Source organism: Rhodococcus sp. 14-1411-2a, from assembly GCF_002259485.1.
Taxonomy (GTDB): domain Bacteria; phylum Actinomycetota; class Actinomycetes; order Mycobacteriales; family Mycobacteriaceae; genus Rhodococcoides.
In genome coordinates, this window is sequence record NZ_NPGA01000005.1 from 160,827 (window position 1) to 181,198 (window position 20,372).

General features: G+C 65.8%; 19 protein-coding genes. 7 read left to right on the forward strand and 12 right to left on the reverse strand.

All coding sequences use genetic code 11. From position 1 onward, the window contains the following. Nucleotides 1-94 precede the first annotated feature (94 nt). Genes CH291_RS01710 through CH291_RS01730 form a run of 5 tightly spaced genes read right to left on the reverse strand, consistent with a single transcriptional unit; the run spans nt 95 to nt 5,051 of the window. A complete protein-coding gene (locus CH291_RS01710; protein ID WP_068050368.1) occupies nt 95-730 on the reverse strand; it encodes an ABC transporter ATP-binding protein in 636 nt (211 codons plus the stop codon). Next, nucleotides 727-1,638, reverse strand: a complete 912-nt coding sequence (locus CH291_RS01715) for an ABC transporter ATP-binding protein (protein WP_094639055.1) — start codon at nt 1,636-1,638, stop codon at nt 727-729. The genes CH291_RS01710 and CH291_RS01715 overlap by 4 nt, the downstream gene beginning before the upstream one ends. Beyond that, on the reverse strand, nt 1,635-2,453 hold the full coding sequence (locus tag CH291_RS01720) for an ABC transporter permease (RefSeq protein WP_068050364.1): 819 nt from the start codon (nt 2,451-2,453) through the stop codon (nt 1,635-1,637). Before CH291_RS01720 ends, CH291_RS01715 begins: the two co-directional genes overlap by 4 nt. Beyond that, nucleotides 2,446-3,489 (reverse strand): ABC transporter permease, encoded by a 1,044-nt coding sequence (locus CH291_RS01725; protein ID WP_094686561.1) that lies wholly within the window; start codon nt 3,487-3,489, stop codon nt 2,446-2,448. Before CH291_RS01725 ends, CH291_RS01720 begins: the two co-directional genes overlap by 8 nt. Beyond that, a complete protein-coding gene (locus CH291_RS01730) occupies nt 3,444-5,051 on the reverse strand; it encodes an ABC transporter substrate-binding protein (RefSeq protein WP_094686562.1) in 1,608 nt (535 codons plus the stop codon). The genes CH291_RS01725 and CH291_RS01730 overlap by 46 nt, the downstream gene beginning before the upstream one ends. A gap of 111 nt (nt 5,052-5,162) precedes the next feature. Here CH291_RS01730 and CH291_RS01735 point away from each other — a divergent pair, with 111 nt between their 5' ends. The 3 genes from CH291_RS01735 (at nt 5,163) to CH291_RS01745 (ending at nt 8,425) form a co-directional block, all read left to right on the forward strand. Then, nucleotides 5,163-6,377: a PucR family transcriptional regulator gene (locus CH291_RS01735; RefSeq protein ID WP_094686563.1), complete on the forward strand. Its 1,215-nt coding sequence runs from the start codon at nt 5,163-5,165 to the stop codon at nt 6,375-6,377. Between the two features lie 353 nt (nt 6,378-6,730). Further along, nucleotides 6,731-7,798, forward strand: coding sequence for a TerC family protein (locus CH291_RS01740; RefSeq protein WP_094639050.1), 1,068 nt, complete (start codon nt 6,731-6,733; stop codon nt 7,796-7,798). Between the two features lie 78 nt (nt 7,799-7,876). Next, nucleotides 7,877-8,425, forward strand: a complete 549-nt coding sequence (locus CH291_RS01745; RefSeq protein WP_068050372.1) for a Dps family protein — start codon at nt 7,877-7,879, stop codon at nt 8,423-8,425. 68 nt (nt 8,426-8,493) lie between these two features. Here the strand turns inward: CH291_RS01745 and CH291_RS01750 are convergent, their stop codons facing one another. After that, nucleotides 8,494-8,955 (reverse strand): hypothetical protein, encoded by a 462-nt coding sequence (locus tag CH291_RS01750; protein WP_256980692.1) that lies wholly within the window; start codon nt 8,953-8,955, stop codon nt 8,494-8,496. Nucleotides 8,956-9,074: 119 nt separating this feature from the next. Between CH291_RS01750 and CH291_RS01755 the strand changes: the two genes are divergently transcribed. Continuing rightward, nucleotides 9,075-9,272 carry a CsbD family protein gene (locus tag CH291_RS01755; RefSeq protein WP_068050352.1) on the forward strand — a complete coding sequence of 66 codons (198 nt, stop codon included), beginning with the start codon at nt 9,075-9,077 and terminating at the stop codon, nt 9,270-9,272. A gap of 82 nt (nt 9,273-9,354) precedes the next feature. Here the strand turns inward: CH291_RS01755 and CH291_RS01760 are convergent, their stop codons facing one another. Continuing rightward, nucleotides 9,355-10,083, reverse strand: coding sequence for an EAL domain-containing protein (locus tag CH291_RS01760; protein WP_094686564.1), 729 nt, complete (start codon nt 10,081-10,083; stop codon nt 9,355-9,357). Next, complete coding sequence (locus CH291_RS01765) at nt 10,080-11,336, reverse strand: PucR family transcriptional regulator (protein WP_143545867.1); 1,257 nt, start codon at nt 11,334-11,336, stop codon at nt 10,080-10,082. Before CH291_RS01765 ends, CH291_RS01760 begins: the two co-directional genes overlap by 4 nt. 271 nt (nt 11,337-11,607) lie before the next feature. Here CH291_RS01765 and CH291_RS01770 point away from each other — a divergent pair, with 271 nt between their 5' ends. Then, nucleotides 11,608-12,795 (forward strand): esterase/lipase family protein, encoded by a 1,188-nt coding sequence (locus CH291_RS01770; RefSeq protein ID WP_094639046.1) that lies wholly within the window; start codon nt 11,608-11,610, stop codon nt 12,793-12,795. A gap of 88 nt (nt 12,796-12,883) precedes the next feature. Here the strand turns inward: CH291_RS01770 and CH291_RS01775 are convergent, their stop codons facing one another. The 4 genes from CH291_RS01775 to CH291_RS01790 are packed head-to-tail and all read right to left on the reverse strand — an operon-like array spanning nt 12,884 to nt 16,894. Further along, nucleotides 12,884-13,702, reverse strand: a complete 819-nt coding sequence (locus CH291_RS01775; protein ID WP_094686566.1) for a glycosyltransferase family 2 protein — start codon at nt 13,700-13,702, stop codon at nt 12,884-12,886. Then, on the reverse strand, nt 13,699-14,706 hold the full coding sequence (locus CH291_RS01780; RefSeq protein WP_094686567.1) for a glycosyltransferase: 1,008 nt from the start codon (nt 14,704-14,706) through the stop codon (nt 13,699-13,701). Before CH291_RS01780 ends, CH291_RS01775 begins: the two co-directional genes overlap by 4 nt. Further along, entirely contained in the window at nt 14,703-15,812 is a 1,110-nt protein-coding gene (locus CH291_RS01785) for a glycosyltransferase (RefSeq protein ID WP_068050332.1), read from the reverse strand. The genes CH291_RS01780 and CH291_RS01785 overlap by 4 nt, the downstream gene beginning before the upstream one ends. Beyond that, entirely contained in the window at nt 15,809-16,894 is a 1,086-nt protein-coding gene (locus tag CH291_RS01790) for a hypothetical protein (protein ID WP_094639044.1), read from the reverse strand. The genes CH291_RS01785 and CH291_RS01790 overlap by 4 nt, the downstream gene beginning before the upstream one ends. A gap of 168 nt (nt 16,895-17,062) precedes the next feature. Between CH291_RS01790 and CH291_RS01795 the strand changes: the two genes are divergently transcribed. Both CH291_RS01795 and CH291_RS27070 read left to right on the forward strand, forming a co-directional pair. Then, nucleotides 17,063-17,989 (forward strand): WcbI family polysaccharide biosynthesis putative acetyltransferase, encoded by a 927-nt coding sequence (locus tag CH291_RS01795; protein WP_256980693.1) that lies wholly within the window; start codon nt 17,063-17,065, stop codon nt 17,987-17,989. Continuing rightward, the gene (locus CH291_RS27070) at nt 17,986-20,307 is read left to right on the forward strand and encodes a glycosyltransferase (RefSeq protein WP_256980694.1); all 2,322 of its coding nucleotides are present in this window, start codon (nt 17,986-17,988) and stop codon (nt 20,305-20,307) included. The genes CH291_RS01795 and CH291_RS27070 overlap by 4 nt, the downstream gene beginning before the upstream one ends. Nucleotides 20,308-20,372 lie beyond the last annotated feature (65 nt).

The window sequence follows — 20,372 nt, forward strand, 5'->3', positions numbered from 1 at the left end:
CTCGAATCAATCGGTTCGGCTGATTCTGCTCCCCGATCGAGTGATTCGCACACCGAACCGGCTCGCTCGTCTCCGCGAGTTCTCGATGTCGTTCTCAGCTCAGGTGGTGCACGGACGAGCACAGTGTGTCCAACAGATCCGCGTCGTGGCTGATCACGAGCACACCGAGTCCGCCGTCGACGGCCTGGCGTTCGACCGATCTGGCGATCGACGCCGTCGTCGCCGCGTCGAGCATCGACGTCATCTCGTCGCAGATCAGATAGCGCGGCCGTTGCGCCAACGCCCGTGCGACACAGGCGCGCTGCAATTGCCCGTCGCTGACCTGGTGTGGTCGACGGGACAGCAGGTCCGCGGTCAGACCCACCTGCTCTGCCAGATCGGCGACATCGACCGAGCGCCCGGCGATGACCCCTGGTTGCTCGATGATCGAGCGCAGGGTCATCCGTGGATCGGTCGCCTGCCGTGGAGACTGGAACAGCAGCGCGATCTGTGCGCGTGACGTCGCAGGTACCGAATACCCGACGCCTCGCACGGTGGTCCCGTCGAGCAGCACCGATCCGGTTCGGGGTTTCTGCAGCAACGCAAGCACTCTCGCGAGGGTTGTCTTTCCGCTACCGGACGGGCCGGTCAGCCCCGTGATCGTTCCCGGTTCGACCGAAACGCTGACCTGCGTCAACACATCGGGGCCACCCGGGTAGCCGGCGCTCACGGCCACCGCGTCCAAGCTCATCGGTGCACTCTCGTTCGGTACGACCGCGCGCCCACCGTCACCATTTCCGTGGGTCCACCGGAGTGTGGAGACAATGGCCGGCGGAGGTGATAGACGCAGTCGTCGGGAAGGTCCGTCAACTCGGGCGGCGATCCCGGGAGCGGAGTCATCCCGCGAGAGGGCAGCGCGTCCAGTAGGTCCCGGGTGTAGTCGTGCAGGGGATTCTCGAGCACCGACGCGGCAGGTCCCGTTTCCATGAGACGCGAGGCGTACATGACGGCGATGCGATCGGCGACCTCCGTCCTGATCAACGACGACAGGTCGTGGGTGATCAGCAGTACCGCTGCGCCGTCGTCCGCGCATGCCCGCAGAAGCCCGAGCACGTGGTCGACGGCCGCGCGATCGAGGTTGGAGGTGGGCTCGTCGGCGACGATCACCGTGGGGTCCGCGGCCAGCGCTCCGGCCAGAGCGACCCGCTGAGCCATTCCACCCGAGAGCTGATGTGGATGGAGATCGAGGTGTGCCGGGGCAAGCCCCACCCGCTCGGCGAGCAGATCGGACGTCGACGGCCCTCCGTGCGCGGCTATCGTCTCGTCCAGTTGCGATCGGACGGTTCGGGTCGGCGTGAGATGTGTTGCCGCAGACTGCGGAACGAGCGCGACGTCCCTGCCCCGAAACCCTGCTGCACTCGTCACGTCGAATTCTCGCTCCGCGGTGGTGACCACGACCGATCCGCTCACGGTCGCCCCGACCGGCAACATCGCCATCACCGTCGCCGCGAGAATCGACTTGCCGCAGCCCGACTCGCCGACCAGAGCGGTCACGGTTCCGGCCGGAACCTCGAGGTCGACATCGGAGGCGGCATGCACCCACCGTCGACCGATCGGAATGCGAACGGTCAGGTTTCGGACGGACAGACCCCGGGTCACAGGCGAAGCTCCGACGGACGCGCAAGCGTCACCCGCGCCCGCAGTGCCGAACCCAGTACGGCCACGGACAGCGTGGCGACCAGCAGTATCGCGGCGGGGAACACCAAGGTCCACCAACTCCCCAGCAGCAGAGAACTGCGGGCTTCCTCGAGCAGGGTACCCAGGCTCGGCTCGTGCGGAGGCAGCCCGAACCCCAGGAAGGACAGCGTCGATTCGTGCCACACCGCGTGTGGGAGCAACAGCACGACGGCGATCATGGCCTGGGGTAGAACGGCAGGAACGAAGTGTCGAGTTGCCACGTGAAAACGACTGGCCCCGGCCAGAATTGCCGCATCGACGAACTCTCGCTCGCGCAACCGAAGGATCTCCGAGCGCACGATGCGAGCCACCTGGGTCCAGTGTGTCAATGCGATCGACGCCACGATGGCGACGACGCTACCGCGGAACATCGCCACGATCACGATGCCGAGCAACAGGTGGGGCAGCGCGTTGACGGCGTCGGTGCTGCGCATGACGATGCGATCGACCCGCCCACCCCACACCCCAGCGGCCAGGCCGACGACGCAGCCGAGGATCGTCGCCAGTGCCGCGCAGGCCACCGCGATGAGCAACGAGGTGCCGACGGCCGATGCGCTGCGCACGAACAGATCTCGGCCGGCCGAGTCGGTGCCGAACGGATGCTGCGCCGAGGGCCCCAGCCTCGCCGACGAGAAGTCGACGACGCGATCGTCCACCCCCGCGAGCATGGGGACCGCTACCGCGTACACGGTCAGAGCGGCGAGGGCCACGCCCGCGATCGCCGTTCGCCTATCCATCCGCAGGCACCCTCGGATCGAGTCGCACGACCAGTACGTCGGCGAGCAGAGAGCCGAGCATGACCGCGACAGTGGTTCCGAGAGTCAGCACGGCCAGCAACGGCATGTCGAGATCGCGTGCCGACTGCACGACAGCTCCTGCGACGCCAGGCCACCCGAATATCTCTTCCACCAGTACTGCCCCGACGACCAACTCGGGCAGTCGAACTCCGACGACGTTGACGAAGGGCGCCAATGCGGCGGGCACGATGTGGCGGCGAGTGATCTGGGCGGTGGGAATGCCGCGAGCCACCGCACCTGCCACGAAGTCCTCGCCACGCGCGGACGCGATGGACTCGCGAACCGACAACAGCAGCCACGGAACCTGAGACAGAGCCAGAACCGACGCGGGCAGCAGCAGATGGCGGAGTACTCCACCGAGGGTGGGATCGCTGCCGCCGTCGGAAAGTCCGGCCACGGGCAACCATCCGAGACCGAGCGCGAACACCGCGATCGCGGCGAGCGAGAGCACGAACGGCGGCACCCCCTGAACGGTGACGCACGCGGTGGCGACGAAGCGGTCCAACCGGCCGCCGGCACGAATGCCGGAAGCGATGCCGACCGTGAACGCAATCGCAATCGCGGCCGACAGCGCGACTCCCGCCAACAACATCGTCCACGGAATACGCTCGGCCAGAACCTGACTCACCGGCTGTCCGTAGGAACGCGACTGACCCAGATCTCCTGTCACGACGCCCTGCAACCACTGCCAGTAGGCGACGAACCACGGCCGATCGAGGCCGAGGGCGACCGTCATCGACGCCTTGTCCGCCTCCGTCGTCGTCGTGTATCGGCTTCCGAGGTACCCGACGAGCGGGTCGAACGGGGACACCGCTGCGGCGGCGAAGAGCCCCAGCGAGACGACACCGCACACCGGAACCAGCAGCATCAGTCGACGGCGCACCATCGCTCCGATGCCGCGCGAAGTCGTGGCGTGCCGTCGATCGACGGTCACGACGCGCGAGTCCACGTCTGCAACGACCACCACGGACCCCACGTGACGCCGTGAGAGTGCGGCTCGAGTACCGGGCCGGACATCGTCCAGTCCGAATCCTTCGATACGTACGTGTGATCGAGAAAGACCAGGAAGACGTATCCCGGATCGGCCACGTAGGCGCGCTGCATCTCCCGGTACGCCTCCGCGCGTACCGCAGGGTCGAGGCTGCGCCTGCCGGTGTCGAGGGCGGCGTCGACCGTCGGGTTCGAGTAGTCGGCCGCGTTGTCGTAGACACTTCCGACGCCCGGCGCGACGAACGACGAGTCGAGTGTGCGGTATACCTGCGTATCGGCATCGAACGGCTCTTCTCCGCCACCGAGCATCGTGGAGTCCACGCCGATCCTGGGGTCTATCCGGTCCCACGACAGTGCTTCGAGGGTGACCTCGACCCCCACCGCGACCGCGTCGGACGCGAAAGCCTGCGCCAGATCTCGACGCACGGTATCGGTCGAGTTGTACATCACGGTGATCTCTGCGCGCTGTCCGTCACGCGTGCGAATGCCATCGGGACCGGGAATCCAGCCGCCGTCGGACAGGATCTGGCGGGCCGCGGCCGGGTCGTACTCGAACACCGCAGTCGGTTCGTAGGAGTCGCCGAACACCGGCGGAACGGGTGTGGCCGCCGGTCGGCCGTATCCGCCGAGCACCCCGTCCGTCATCGCCTGTCGATTCACGGCGAGATTGAGGGCGAGCCGCATGTCCCGGTTTCCGGTGACCGGTGAATTCGTCGGCAACGACACACCCCGCCAGTCCGCGGAGACATTGGCCGACAACGACATTCCCTCGCGTCCGTCCAGACTCTGCGCGAGAAGCGGCGGTAGGTTCGTCCCGTCGATGTCGCCCGACGCCATCCGCTGGGCTCTGGTGTTGTCGTCCGGGACGTACAGCAGGGTGAGCTTCTTCACCTCGGGCGCACCGCCCCAGTAGTTGTCGTTGGCCTCGAATTCGGCTCGATCCGGCGACAGATCCACCAGAACGTAGGGGCCGGTTCCCACAGGTGCGCGGTTGAGTGGGGATTCGGCAGCGAGCCCGGGTTCCGCAACGGCTTCCGACGGGACGATTCCGATGAGCAGCTTCGTCGGAAACGGCGCGTACGAATAGGCGAGTCGAAATTCGACGGTCGAATCGTCGATCGCGACGACCTCGTCGATCATGTCGAAGGACGATCTCGCCTCGGACGCCGATGCCGGATCCAGAATCGCCTCGTAGGTGGCGACGACGTCGGCTGCATCGAACGCGGACCCGTCGGAGAAGACCACTCCCTGGCGAAGCGTCGCCGTCCACACCGTCGCGTCGTCGTTCGCCGTGGGAACCTCGACTGCGAGTCCGGGTTCGAGCGGTGGCAGACCGTCGCCGCCGCCGATGCGCACCAGCCCGTCGTACATCTTCGCTTCGCCCGCGGCACCGTACCCGGCGACCGGGTTGAAACCACCGAGTTCGTAACCGTCGGCCAACACCAGCGCGTCGGCCGATGCCGCTCCCGATTGCGACGGTGCAGTGCACGCGCTGACCGACAGCACGCACGCGATCGCGACGACGGTCACCGAGCCGAATCGTGTCATCTACCTACCTTCGTCGAACGCCGAGTCGCGCGCGACGATGCTTCCACACCCGTGTAACCGATCGGTTTCGGCGACTTACGATGATGGGAGTCGACGAGGAGCAAGACACACATGGCCACACAGCGCGATGCGCTACCGCTCGATTCCGTCGCTGCGCAGTCGGCCTCGGACGCAGGCGGACTCGACGTCGCTCTGCTGGGCAGCTTCCTCGAAGTCCTCGCCGACGCCGTCGATGCCGGCGTCCCACTGAGCCGCCCGCAGCTGCACGAGTTCCGAGCGCAGGGTGATGCTGCCGCCCGCGCGGGCGTCGCACTGCGGGCATTGCTCGATCTGTATCTGAGCTCGGCGTGGCGACTGTGGCGCGAACTACCCGCTGTCGTCGCCGCAGCGGAGGACCCGGCCGGGGTCGTCACGGCAGGCGAGGTGATGCTGCGCGCGGTCGACGACGCGGTGGCCGAACTGGCCGAGGGATTCCAGCTCGCCCGGCGCACTCTCGTGCGAGCCGAGGTGCTCGCCCGACGCGAATTCGTCGACGATCTGCTCTCGGGCACCTCCGATGTCGCCGGGGTGCTCGGGCGGGCGCAGACGTTCGGCCTCGATCTGTCGAGTCCCCATGTGGTGGCCGTGGTGACGTCGACCAAGCCCTTCACCGACGCCAGCTCTGCCATCACCCTCGTCGAGCGCAGTGTGCAGGGCAGCAAGGGCGACGCCGAGTTGCTCGTGGCCACCAAGCAGGACAGGTTGATCCTGGTGTTCCCGGCACCCGACCTCGTCGCCGTCGACCACGTCCTCGACCGAGTGGGACGGGCCCTCGGTACGTCCACTTCGACGTCGAGCGAATCGGTCGATCTCCGTCGCAAAGGGGAATACGGCCGGACGCAGATCGGGGTCGGCCGCCCACGCAGCGGGGCGGTCGGTGTCGCGGCGTCGTACCGGGAAGCCCTCGACGCACTCGATCTCGCCGCCTCCCTCGGATTCGATGCATCGGTGGTCGATGCTCGTGATCTGCTCGTCTACCGCGTCCTGATCAGCGATCGTGCGGCGATCGCCGATCTGGTCGACACGTTGCTGACACCGCTGCTGAGCGCGCGAGGCGGCGCGGGTCCACTGCTGGAGACGCTGCAGGTGTACTTCGACACCGGTGCGAACACTGCATCCACCGCACGCCGCATGCATCTGTCGGTGCGGGCGGTGACCTACAGGTTGTCGCGAATAAAGGATTTGACCGGGCAGAATGTGGGCAACCCCGTCGAGGCATTCGCGCTGCACACGGCGGTGCTCGGAGCGAAGTTGCTCGACTGGCCCGAAGTCGGCTCGTCGTCATGACTCAGCGGGGCCGCTGAACTTGCCGTAACCCGGCAACGAAATCGTCCGAAACGTGTCCGCAAAACGACCATGCCTGCAGGAAAGCGAACAGTCACACTGGAGTAGTCGCGGAAAGAGGCAGTAATTTCCGCCCAGGCCCGAACGTACGGCCGGAAATACGGCAAGACGAAGACAGACGAGAACGAAAAGGAGCGTGTGAAGATGGCGTCGTTGACACAGAAGTTGACATCGTTCGCTCGCAGCCCACAGGGCAAGAAAATGATCGACCAAGCACGTCGGTACGCAACCAAGCCCGAGAATCAGGCGAAGTTGAAGCAACTCGGCAGCAAATTCACGAATAGAGGTGGCCGTTCATGAACGTCGTCCCCTGGTGGGCATGGGCGGCATTCGGTGCCGTCGTCCTGATCCTGTTGGCCATCGACCTGTTGGCACACCGCGGTGCCCACATCATCGGTTTCAAGGAAGCCGCATGGTGGAGCGCACTGTGGGTCGGCGTGGCCATCATCTTCGGCATCGTGGTGTTCTTCACCTTGGGCACCACGGCCGGCGTCGAATACACGACGGCCTGGTTGTTGGAGAAGAGTCTGTCCGTCGACAACCTCTTCGTTTTCGCGCTGATCTTCGGCTACTTCAAGGTTCCCCGTGAGTACCAGCACCGCGTGCTGTTCTTCGGTGTGATCGGTGCCCTCGTCTTCCGCGCGATCTTCCTGGCCGCCGGTGTGGCCATCGTCAGCAAGTTCGCTGCCGTTCTGTTCGTTTTCGCGGCCATCCTGCTCTACAGCGCATACAAGCTGATGAAGGACGAGGACGACTCGTACGACCCGAGTACCTCGATCGCAGTTCGTTTGCTTCGCAAGATCATTCCTGTCCGCGACGAATACGAAGGCACCAAGTTCTTCGTCAAGGAAGCAGGCAAGCGAGTGGCCACGCCACTTCTCGCCGTCGTGGTGGCCATCGAGGCCGCCGACCTGGTGTTCGCAGTGGACAGTGTTCCCGCCGTCCTGGCGGTGACCGACGACCCGTTCATCGTGTACTCCTCGAACGCGTTCGCCATCCTCGGCCTACGCGCCCTGTACTTCCTGCTCGCAGGGTTGCTCGAGAAGTTCCACTACCTGTCCAAGGGACTGGCGATCATCCTCGCCTTCATCGGCGTCAAGCTGATCCTGCAGGCCGGACACAAGGTGATCAGCACCTCGATCCCCGAGATTCCCTCGCTGGTCAGCCTGGTGGTCATCGTCGTGGTACTGGCAGGCTCGATCATTCTGAGCCTGAAGAATCCCCCGAAGGAGGACGACGCAGACGCCATCGACAAGGTCGCTGCCGACAGCCCGATCGTCGATCCGACGGACGGAACCTCCTCGGCCGGCACCTCGCCGACCGGCACGTCGAGCACGGATTCACCGCGACTCGACAAGCCCTGACTCTTCACCACACATGCCCCGCCGATTCGATTCGGCGGGGCATGTTTGTGTTCCAGGGGGATGGGGCAATCACTGCACATGGCTGAAAAGAACTCGTACACCGTTCCCGGACTCACCTCGGAAGTGGGCGCGCGCGTCGCCGCGATCCTTCAGGATCGACTGAACGCCTACAACGATCTCCACCTGACCCTCAAGCACATTCACTGGAATGTCGTCGGTCCCAACTTCATCTCGGTACACGAGATGCTCGACCCGCAGGTCGAAGCAGTTCGCGGATTCGCGGACGACGTCGCCGAGCGCATCGCGACCCTCGGTTCCTCGGCCAAGGGCACCCCGGGCACCATCGTCTCCGAGCGCAGCTGGGACGACTACTCGATCGGTCGCGCAACGGCCATCGAGCACCTCGGTGCACTCGACCTGGTCTACACCGGAGTCATCGAGACCACTCGCAAGAACATCGAAGAGGTCGGCGAGATCGACCCGGTGACCGAGGACATGCTCATCGGCCAGAGCGCGCAGCTCGAACTCTTCCACTGGTTCGTGCGGGCACACCTGGAGAACTCCGGTGGTCAGCTCTCCACCGCCAACGCGACCAGCGAGGTCGACGCGGCGAATCAAGCAGGTTAAACACTCACGCCTCACGCACCGACCCCGCCGTCAACCGGCGGGGTCGGTGCTTTTTTCGTGGACCGGCGTCAGTTGGACGGTCTCGCCTCGTGCCCGCTGCGGCCGTGGGTTCGACGCTTCTCCTTCATCTCGGCCTCGAACACGTGGCGACGTCCGTCGAGCAATTCGTCTCGGACGGCCCGCTCGTGTTCGCGCAACGGGCCCCAATATCCGTCGTCGAACTCTTCGACGAGCTGGAACGTCCAACGACCCGGTGCGATGTTTCTGCCGATCATGTCCGTGTCGATTCGCTGCGCGATCGCGTCGTGATCTGCCTCGGCGAGCGCCTCGACGGCCTCCCCCAACAGCAGGTCCGAATGCCCCATCAGTTGATGGAACGAGTACAGGTGTCCCCGAGCCCGCTCCACACACTCGAGCGCCTCGGACATCTTTCCCACTGCGGCCACGGTCGCATCGTCCACTCCGCTCGGTCGCCGGTGTTCGGGTGAGGGCATATCGGGGGCGGAATGCATCTCGGTATCTGGGTCCATGGGCCTCGATTACCCGAATCGGGCCGGCAGAACCCGCAGGTGCAGTGCATGGTTACCGACGTCGATCACGGGTATAGCTACTCGTGAACGGATAGACAATCGATTTCGAGGAGTTCACCATGGCTGATTTCATCGACAAGGCAAAGCACAAGGCAGAAGAGCTCGTGGGCGAAGCCAAGGAAAAGATCGGCCACAAGACCGACAACGACGATCTTGCTGCCGAAGGCGCAAAGGATCAGGCGTCGGGCAAGACCAAGCAGGTCGGCGACGACGTCTCGGACGCCGCAGGCAACATCAAGGACAAGTTCAAGAACTGATCGTCTCGATCGGTCGCAACGAAACCCCGCACCCAGGCCTCGGCCGTCGAGGGTGCGGGGTTTCGTGGTTCCCGGTCCCTCGTCAGATCGGCGGATTCGGCAGCGGCATGGGACGTCCGAACATCCAGCCCTGACCGAGGGTTGCTCCCAGAGACCTGGCGCGACGCAGATGCCTGCGGGTTTCGATTCCTTCGGCCAGCAGAACGGCGTCGCTCGAACCGACGTAGGCCCGCACCTGCCGTATCGCGGCGCGTGCGCGGTACGGGGACCGGACGATCGACGCGTCGAGTTTGACGATGTCCGGCGCGACCGAGGCCAACAGTGCCAACGTTGCAGGCGTGGCACCGACGTCGTCCATGGCCACCGAGATGCCGCGAGCGCGGGCTCCTCGGACCAGAGCCATCAGCAACGGCACGTTGTGATCGAGGTCTCGCTCGGTGATCTCGAGGACGACGTCGAGGTCGTCACCGATCGCGTCGAGGTGGATCTCGACGTCGCGTACGTCGGCGAAACAGCCCGGCTCGATGTTGAGAAAGAATCGCACCCGACGCGAGTAGGCGCATTCACGCGCCGCCCGCAGCGCGGCGGCGCGGCACGCTACGTCTACGCGACCCACCAGTCCGCGCTCTCGCGCCAGCGCGAACACGTCCTCGGGCACGGCCAGGCTCGGAGACGGCCACCTGGCCAGAGCCTCGTATCCGACAACTGTCCCGGTGGCCAGTTCGACGACGGGCTGAAACAGAGCGGCCACGGACTCCACCGAATCGAGCGCCGCCGACGCTGCGAGCACTGCGCCGTCCGGCGCGGTCACAGTGTTCGCTCGTCCACCGGAACGCGACGGGCCTCGAGGCGGTCGGCGATCAGAGCAGCGTGCAGTCTTCGCAGTCCGGACGGCTTCATCGGATCGAGTCCGGTGAGCTGCTCCACCCTTTTGAGACGGTAGTCGACGGTGTTGGGATGCACCGTCAGCCAGGTGGCCGTCTTCTTTCGGTTGGAGTCCGAATCGACGAATGCTTGCAGTGTCGGCAACAGGTCGACCGAATCGCGCAGCGGATCGATCAGTGTCACAAGGTGTTTGCGCCCCAGGCCCGGCCTGCTCACCTGGTACTCGAACACGAGATCCGAAATCCGGTACGTCCCCGGTGCGTATCGGAGCCGACGCACGAGACTCAGCAGTTCGTACAGGTGGGGCGCGGTAGCGGCGATGTCATCGATCGCGGCCGACCCGGTTGTCGCGGTCACCGCCACCTGACCCGCGTCGGCCAGGCGATCGACCAATTCGCCGACGTCCACGCCTGGAACATCGGGCAGCAGGACGGTTCCGCCGGTGGGACTGATCGACGCGATGGGCACGCAGTCCGCGTCGAATGTGGCCAGCGCGGTGTGGATTCTTCGCAGTTTTCGAGCCGCCATCATCGCCGCGTCGATCCGACGGCCACCCTCGTCGGCATGGGCCGGAAAGTGCAGGGCGACAACGTGATAATCCTCGGCGAGCAGCGTTCCCATCCGATCGGCGATCTTGCGAGCCGTGCCGTCACCGGTCAACAGCGCGTCCAGCAGTTCCACGTCGTGACGGGGACCGTTCTGAGCCAGCGTGCGAAATTCCGTCAGGTAGGCATCGGACACGGCCGCGGTGACGACGTCCAACAGTTCCATGACCAGGACGGTTCCGTCGGCGAGTCGATCGTCGGCACCCCCGTCGCCCGGGCGCGGTGCCTGTCGCACAGCCAGTGCGCAGCCCTCGTTGACGGCATGTTGGATACGGCCGAGCGGTACGCCGTCTCGGGCCCACCGGGTCGCTGCGTCGCGAAAGACGTCCATCGCACCGGCTATCGGTAGCCGCCCGGATTCGAGTACTCCGGTCGCCAGTTCGCAGCAGGTCGTCGTCATGTCGTCGAGTTCGCCGCGGGCGCACTCGCGCGGCGGTGGTGTGTCCTCGGGCTCGCCGAAGTACTGATCCAGCATGCGTGCGGCAGTCTCCCTCGGCGTCCGCAGACGGTCGGATGCCCGTCGCCCACTGACGTATTCACCCTGCGACACGTGCACGCTTTCCGTTGCCGTCACCGAAGACCCCACCCCTCGCACTCGAAACCTACTTCAGGTTCGTTTCCCCGCTACGAACAGTAGAACAACAATCAAACCTGGGGATTGTTTTTACGAATATATCCGGCAGTCGGTTCGGATTCGGGTCGTCGGAGCTCAGTTGTGACGATCTCTCACATACGACTCGGCGGTTGCGGGCAGATTCCAAACGCCTGACAGGAGAACGCGAATCACCGAAATCCGCGCTTACTGTTCCGCCTTGTCCAACAATCCTCGTCGAAAGTCAGGCTCCATGACCACTTCTCGGTCCACCTCCCGCACGACGCGGAAGGCAACGACGGTGCGCGCCGCGATGATCGCCGCAATGGCGTGCTCACTCACCCTCGGTACCGGTGTCGCAGCACAGGCACAGCCCGCCACCGCACCTGCTCCGCCCGCCACTGTGCAGGGCGACTCGGTTGTTCCGCCCGGCCCGACCGAGGCCTCCCCCAAGGCCGCCGACCAGGGCATCGCCCAGCCGAACATCGAATCCGCCGCTCCCGCGACCATCACCTACGACCCACGGACCGAGACCACGGGTTACGGACCGGAGCAGACGAACTTCCTGGCCGGATTCCTGTACAGCATCGTCAACCCCAATGTCGCACCTCAGGGTGCCAACGACTGGAACTGCAAGCCGTCGGCAGCGCATCCGCGTCCGGTCGTGCTGCTGCACGGCACGTGGGAGAACGCCTACAACAACTTCGCGCGGATGTCGCCTGCGCTGAAGAAGGAGGGCTACTGCATCTTCGCGCTCAACTACGGCGACAAGGACTCGAGCATCGTCGGCAATCTCGAGTCGCTGCGCGGCACGGCATCCGTCGCGTCGAGCGCGAAAGAGATCGCGACCTACATCGACGCCGTGCGCGCCGCCACCGGGTCCGCTCAGGTCGACATCGTCGGCCATTCCCAGGGGGGACTCGTGACCCGCCAGTACCTGCGCTTCGAGGGTGGTGCCAACCCGGCCGACCCGACGAAGAACAAGGTCAACACCGTCGTCAGCGTCGCCGGGTCGAACCACGGCACCACACTCGTCGGTATCGGCACTCTGGGTCGCACTATCAACAACCTGGGCCTGAACGTACTCGGCGTCGTCGGGGCCATCGCCGGACCCGCCGCCTCGGACCAGGTCATCGACTCGGACCTGGTCAAGGGATTGGCAGTGGGCGGTGACACCGACCCCGGCATCAAGTACACCGTGATCGGCACCAAGTACGACGAGGTCGTCACCCCGTACAAGACGACGTTCCTCACCGCCGGACCCGGTGCCACCGTCAACAACGTCACCCTGCAGAACGGTTGCGAGATCGATCTGTCGGACCACCTGTCGATCTCGGTCTCGCCTCGCGCGATCGGCATCGTGAAGAATGCACTGGATCCGAAGGGCTTCCCGACGAGGTCCATCCCGTGTGCATTCAACTCACCCATCACCGGCGGTTAGTCACCGGCGAGCAAACCTCGGTGAGGGCGATCGGCTGCGCAGGCCGATCGCCCTCACTGTTGCGCGGGGCCCTGCCGGTCCGAGCGAATCAGCCGGCCGTGCGGCGGATCCCGGAGCCGTCGAACTCGACGAGTCCGCGAGCCGCGAAGGCGTCGAGCCATCCGATCATCGGCCACCGCCCCCATCGGTCGAAGAACGTGCGCGCGTTGGCGACGATGTCGTCGAGATGTTCCACCGGAGGATCGGAGACCGGATGGAACTGGTGATAGGCGTGCGCCCCACCGACCCACCGCAACCCCATGCCCAACGCGTCTGCGGTGGCTGCGAAATCGGTGTCCTCACCGCCGTAGCCGGTGTAGTCCTCGCAGAAGCCGCCGAGTTCGGTCCAGGTGGTTGCCCCGACCGCGAAGGACAGCGACCAGAAGAGATCGAAGTTGCCTCCGTGCTCGACGGTGTCGACCGGCGGGTTCGGCCGCGCCGGGTGCGGTGCGGTCAGCAACGTCAGAGCCTCGCCCTCCGCACCCATGTCTTTCTCTTTCAGGTAGGTCACCGGACCGCAGAGCAGGGATCGGTCGTTGCCGGGCAGCGTTGCCGCACGGCGATACAGCTCGATCATGTTCGGGCCCGGAATGCAGTCAACGTCCAGGAACACCAGCAGTTCCGCGCCACGTTCGATTGCTGCGGCCGCGCCTCGATTGCGGGCGCGGGCCAGCGGCAGCGGGGTCTGCGGGGGCATGTCGATGCACGTCGCCGCCGAACCCGATCGAGCGAGCACGTCGACGATCGCATCGTCGCCCATCGAGACCACGACGTGTTCGACCTGCTCTTCCGATGCACTCAGACCGCGCACCTGAGCGGCCAGGTGCTCGTGTCGACCGGACACCACGGTGACGACGACGGCCTTCACTGTCGCGCCGTCCGAGGTGCGGCCTGCTCGATGGCCCTGGCAGCACGGACAGGTGCCCCCTCGGTACGCAACGCGGACCACCGCCGGCCACCGATCTCGAGAGCGCGATCGGCCGCAGCATGCCATCGCGCGACGGACGGCCACGAGTCGAGAACCTCCGCGAACGGGCCGCCCGCCAGCGCCGCGGCGGTGGCATGCTGCTCGTCGAAGGGTCGGGCCTGCGGCACGACGATGGCCGGCGCGCCCGAAGCGGCGACGTCGGCGACGGCGTTCTGGCCGGCGTGCGTGACGACGAGTGCCGCCGAACACAGCACCGGCCACACGTCGTCCACCCAGTCGCCGCCTGCGACGCCGAGCGCGCGGAACTCGAAGCGGGCGTCCACCGCCGACCACGAGTCCACCAGGTCTCGGGTCAGCGCAGTGCCACCGGCGGCACCCAGAACCACCACTGTCGGATCGGCGTGGGCAGTGTCTCTCTCACGTTCGGCGAACCGGCTGATCGAGCCTGCATAGGTGGTCTTCTCGGCGAAGGGGCGCAGCCAGGTCGGGTCGTACACCTCGCGCGACCACGGTGCGACGATGTGGGTCGCAGCCCGGTAGGCGAGGTTGTGGATCGGATCATCCCGCTCCCCCGGTATCGCCATCACGATCACGCGAACACCCATGAGCCGCAGGAACATCGCTACTTCCACCGATACGTCGACCACCACTGCCCGAGGTCGCTCGCGAGTCACCCACTCCGCGATGATCGCCATCCGTTCGGTCAGACCGTCCACGTCGTGGGGAGCCCAGTGCAGCACCCCTCCAGCCGAACTGTGCACCGCCGCATTGCCTTCCACGGAGTCGTCCACGTCGAGAGGAAGCGAGATCCACTCGGCCGCCGCATGCGCTGTCGGTCGAGCACGCGAGGACAACACCGTCATCGGCTCGGCCATCGACCGTGCGATGGCGTCGGAACGGGTGATGTGACCTACCCCGTGGTGGTGCGCGTAGTAGCCGATCATGCGATCGCGAGTCGGTCGTCCACCGAGTCGACCGCTGCGGCCAGAGTCGAGTGGTACAGCGCCTCGTACTCGTCCACCATCCGGCCCATCGAGCACACCTTCTCCGCCCGGGCCCGGACGTCGGACCTCCTCAGCGCTGCCGCCGCGGGGATCGCTGCGGCGAGGCCGTGTACGTCGTCGGCAGCCACCAGCACTCCCGACGAGCCGTCGACGATCTCCGGTATGCCGCCCCTGGCGAACGCGGCGACGGGAGTGCCGCAGGCCAGCGCTTCTGCGACCACCAGGCCGTACGGTTCGGACCAGACCGGCGAGACCAGCGCGACCTCGGCACCTGCCACCAACGCCGCCAGGGCGGGCTGGTCGAGGTGTCCGACGTACCGGATGTTCTCGTCGAGCATGGGTTCGACGAACTCGTGAAAGTACTCGAGATTGCTCAGCGGACCGGCGATACGCAGCGAGCGCCCCGCTTCTTTCGCAGCCGCGATGGCCAGGTGCAGCCCCTTCTCCGGGACCACTCGACCGGACCACACCACATAGTCGCCACCGGTGCCGAACGGCCAGTCCTCCAACGAGATTCCGTTGCGAATGACGACGGTTCCTGCGGTGACATCGGCCCACTGCGAGGCGGCGAACTCGCTGACAGCGGCGAACGTGTTGGCACCGGGAGGAGCCAGCGCAACCGCGGACTCCAGCCACGCGAACGGAGGCGTGTGCAGCGTCGTCACCATCGGTACCGAGAGCGTCGCCGACATCGCCAGCGGCAGGTAGTGCAGGCTGTGGTTGTGCACGATGTCGAACGACCGAGACAGCGTCCCGGCCAGTTCCAACATCACCGCCAGATAGGCGTGATGCTCACGGATCGCGGTGGGGGTGATCGCCACGTCGGCGATCGAGATCGGCGTCAGATCCAACGTTCGGACCGGCAGCATCGTTGCGTCCAGGTCGACGCTCGATCCGTCTGCAGCGAACAGACTCACCTGATGTCCACGCTCGGTGAGCGCGCGCACCAGGTTGTAGACGTGCGCCTCCAGACCGCCTGCGAAGGGTTGCGCCACCGGAAAACTCGACGACGCCAACACCGCGATGCGAAGTGGCTTCTCGTTCAACGCATCTCCTTTGTCACTGCTGAATAGATCGCGGCATGAGTTGCTGCGATTCGCTGTCGTTGCTCCGCGCGAACGCCCGAATCGAGCGCAGGCGTCCGATCGGCGTGCGCTGCTCGCACGGCAGCAACGAGGGTGTCGGGATCGAACGAATCGATTCCCATCCGGAAACTGTGCACCCGGGCCTGATCTGCGTAGAAGCCGCAGTCCGACGCGACCACGGTGGTGCCGAGATCGCGGCAGGCCTCGAGCCAGCCCGAGTGTGTTCCGAAGCGATAGGGCAACACCGAGACATCGATCGACGACAGATAGTCCCACAGCGCGTCGTCGTCGAAACGTTCGTGCACACGCACGTCGACATCGGGAAAGCTTGTGTAGTCCAGCAACTTTGCGCCGACCGTCGGGCTGTACCAATGGCTGGAGGACTCGAACACGTCCTCGTCGATGTCCAACCGGACAGTGGCGTCGGGTAGCGATCGTGCGGCCTCGACCACGGCATCCATCACAGCCAACGGGTCCATGTTGGACCGCAGGTTCTTGGCATGGACGCCGATGACGAACGAGTCCGACTCCGGGCGCGGCAGTGTCATCCGCTCCAGCGGCACGACGTGTGGATGGTCCACCACTGTTGCCTCGACACCCCACCGATCGTGAATCCAGGCAGCGGCTCCCGCGGTGAGGGTGATGACGGCGGCGGCAGCGGGAACCAGTACGTCCAACTGTCGCAGGTGATCGGCACTGTCCGCGAAATGGGGATTGTGCAGGTCGTGAACCGTCAGAACCAATGGCTGCCGGTGGGCGCGCAGATGCTCGACGGTGCGGGTGAGTTCGTCGGACGTGAAGGACTCGAACCCGAAATGCACGTGCAGCACATCGAAGTGCACGTCGGTCTGCTCGGCGAGCCACCGAGCATCGAGCAGTCGTGGGGGCCACCACTGGCCGGGTACGTCGACTCTCGCCGGGGCAGGATCGGGCAGCACGATCACCGCCGAGTCGACGGACATCTCGTTCGGGGCAGCGCCGACGACGGGCTGCAGGTGTCGGACATAGGCGTGCGAGGACGGAACCGATGCAACGCGAATCATGAATTCCTTCGGGTACAGGCAGGTGGATCGTGCCTGGTCCCGACACGCGATACGTAGCCTGTACCCAATTGCACCCGGGTTCAATCGGGGTTGGCGAAGCCCGTCCGCCGGGTCTACGTTGACGAGAGAATGGTCCAACAAGAACGATCACACGACGTCGGGGCAAGCATGGACGGTCGCACCCGCCATTACGGCGAATTCTACGGACTGGCGGACGACGCCGAGAAGGACGGACCGCTCCTGCTCGTCTGGGGAAACTGCCAGGCCGAGGCGCTGCGCATCCTCCTCGGTTCCGACCCGGCCATGCCGCTGCGGACGGTACGCATCCCTCCCGTACACGAGCTGGAAGCCTCGGACCTGCCCCACGTCGACCGCCTCGTGCGCCAGGCGTCGGTGCTGCTCACCCAGCCGGTTCGAGCCGGCTATCGGTCGCTGCCACTGGGGGTGCCCGATCTCGCCGACACGCTCGCACCCGACGCCACTGTGGTCCGGTGGCCGGTACTGAGATACGCGGGGCTGCACCCCTTCCAGGTCATCGTTCGACACCCGAGCGACCCCGCTGCCGTCCCGAACATGGTGCCGTACCACGACTTACGGACGATTCTGGCCGCCCGTCGCGGCCTGGGCGGCGACGAGGACTGGGATCGATCGGTCTCGGACGACGGTCTGCGACAGGCAGCCGAGGCGAGCCTCGACGAGTTGCGCCGACGCGAACGCCGGGACACCGACATCGTTGCCTCCGACCTGTTCGCAGACGCGGGGATCGACGCCACCCACACGATCAACCATGCGACCAACGTGGTGCTCGGCGCTCTCGCCCAGCGCATACTCGATCAGTTGGGGACCGGCAGCACGGTGCGGGATCCGGGACGCGAGTTGCTCGGCGGCGTTCGCGCGCCCGTCGAGGGACGAGTGCTGAACGCACTTGGTCTGCAGGGCGATTCGCGGCCGAACTGGTCGGTGGACGGCGCTGCCCTGTCGCCGGATTCCGTTCATCGCGCTCACCTGCAGTGGTACGCGGATCGTCCCGAGTTCGTCGATGCTGCGCTCGAACGTCACGCCGAACTGATCCGAACCCTGGAGCTGGCACCGTGACCGGGACGGTACTTCATCTCGTCATGGGGCCCGACGAGCACGGTGTCGTCCGCTGTGCGCGCGAATTGGCCTCCGCCACAGCCAGTCCGGTGATATCGTATCTCGAACAGCTCCCCCTCGACAGCGCGATTCACGTGCACTTCACCGACCGGTTGTTCGGCCGTACTGCAGAGGCAGCGGCGGATGCTTTCGTCGCCTTCGCGCAGCGGCACCGCGCACCGATCACCGTCACGATGCACGATGTCCCGCAGGCATCCGACGGCCACGCATTCGAGGCGCGGAAGAAGTGCTACCGGCGGGTGGCCGATTGCGCCTCTGCCGTCGTCGTCTCCAGCATGCACGAGCGGCTACTGCTCGACGACGTCCTGGACGGTGGAGACGACGTTCGGGTGATCCCGCTTCCGATCGGACGCGCGGAGCCACGAACCGAAGACCGCGTCGCCCCGCGACAAGTCGTCGGCGTACTCGGATTCGTCTACCCGGGCAAAGGGCACGAGGAGGTGCTCGATGCCATTACGTCGCTGGACACCGACGTCGACTTTCTCTCGATCGGGTCCGCATCACCGGGCCACGAATCCATGATCGACGAACTCGGCCGTGCTGCAGAGCAACTCGGCCGATCGTTCACCTCGACCGGTTTCGTTCCCGATGCAGAGCTGAACGAGATCCTGCGGTCGATCGCGATTCCCGTCGCGTTCCACCGACACGTGTCGGCATCGGGTTCGATCAATTCCTGGATCGCGGCCGGCCGTCGACCACTCGTCCCGCGCGGTCGGTACGTGGAGGAGATGGAGACCAACTCCCCCGGGGCGCTGTGGATTCACGAGAATTCGGTCGAAGGTCTCGCGTCTGCGATGGCGGAGGCTCTGCGCCATCCCGACAGGACCTGGCAGAACCGCGACGTGGTCACCTACCCCACCCTCGAGCAAGCAGCCGTGCTGTACCGCGCACTGTTCGACGAACAGTGTTCACCAACGGCAGACCAGCTACCCGACGGCCGATGGGTGGTTCCGGGCAATCGGTGGGATCTCGCCGAGCCGGTCGATCGGGATCCGCGAGTGTCCGTGGTGATCCCGTACTTTCGCCAGCAGCGTCAGCTGGAGTTCGTACTGACCGCGCTGACACTGCAGAGCTACCCGGCCTCGCTGCTCCAGGTGATCGTGGCCGACGACGGGTCCCCCGAAGCACCGGACGTCGACGGCTTCCGGACGGCCCTGGACATCACCGTCGTTCGACAGGACGATCTCGGCTTTCGCGCGGCGGCAGTACGCAATCTCGGCGCATCGGTGGCCGACGGGGAGATTCTGTGTTTTCTGGACGCCGATACCGTCCCCGAACCCGGCTACATCGCGGAATCGGTACGGCTGACAGGGGCGGTTCCCGATGCTCTAGCCGTGGGTCGGCGACGCCATGCCGATCTGACGGGCTGGTCCGCCGAGGACGTGGCCGGGTGGTTCGGCGGCGAATTTTCCGGACCGCCGGAGTTGTCGGAGCCGGGGTGGCTTCGGGACGGGTATTTCCGCTCGCGAAACCTGCTCGATGCCGATCGACGTTCGTACCGGTACATCATCAGCGCCGTCATGTCGTGCAGCCGTCGGCTGTTCTCGGAGATCGGTGGATTCGACGAGACCTTCGTCGGTTACGGCGGAGAGGACTGGGAGTTCGCGCATCGCGCCTACGACGCCGGTGCCGTCCTGGCGCACCTGCCCCGAGCGGTCGCCTGGCACGACGGACCCGAATGGGCCGAGCGGACGGGTGGGGATCGCGAACGCAAGAATCTCGAAGCGCTGATGCTGTCCTCGCGCATCACCGACCCTGCGGCTCGCACTCACGGCCTCGTCTACGCCGTGCCCGAGATCGTCGTGGTCGTCGAGTGCGCCGGACACAGCTCTGCCTCGCTGCTCGCCACGGTCGGTTCCGTTCTGCGCGAGCGAGATTGCGCGGTGTGGCTGGACGGTTCGGACGCGGCGTCGTTGCGAGAGCAGTGGGGCGACGTGGACCCACGGGTCCATCTGGGTCGGCCCGGCGACACCGGCCGCAGCCACATGGTCGTACACGTCCGCGGACTCGTACTGTTCGGTGAGCACGCTCTGCGCCGGATGCTGGCAACCGGTGCCGATCACATGACCGTGGACGTGGGCGGCTCCGGTGTCGTCGAGTGTCGCAGTTCGCGGTCGAATGCGCGCGCGGCGCGGTGGGCCGATGAGCTCGGTCGTGATCGGCTCGATGCGGCCGAAGGCCTCTTCGGGCACATGCACCGCACGGCCGTCGAATTCGGGATCTCGACCGGTGAACATCAACCGAATCTGTCCTGGTGAAGGGAAATACGGTGCGGCGGCCACTGATGGAAGAATGGATGTCCGCGCTCGTCGGGGACGACGTA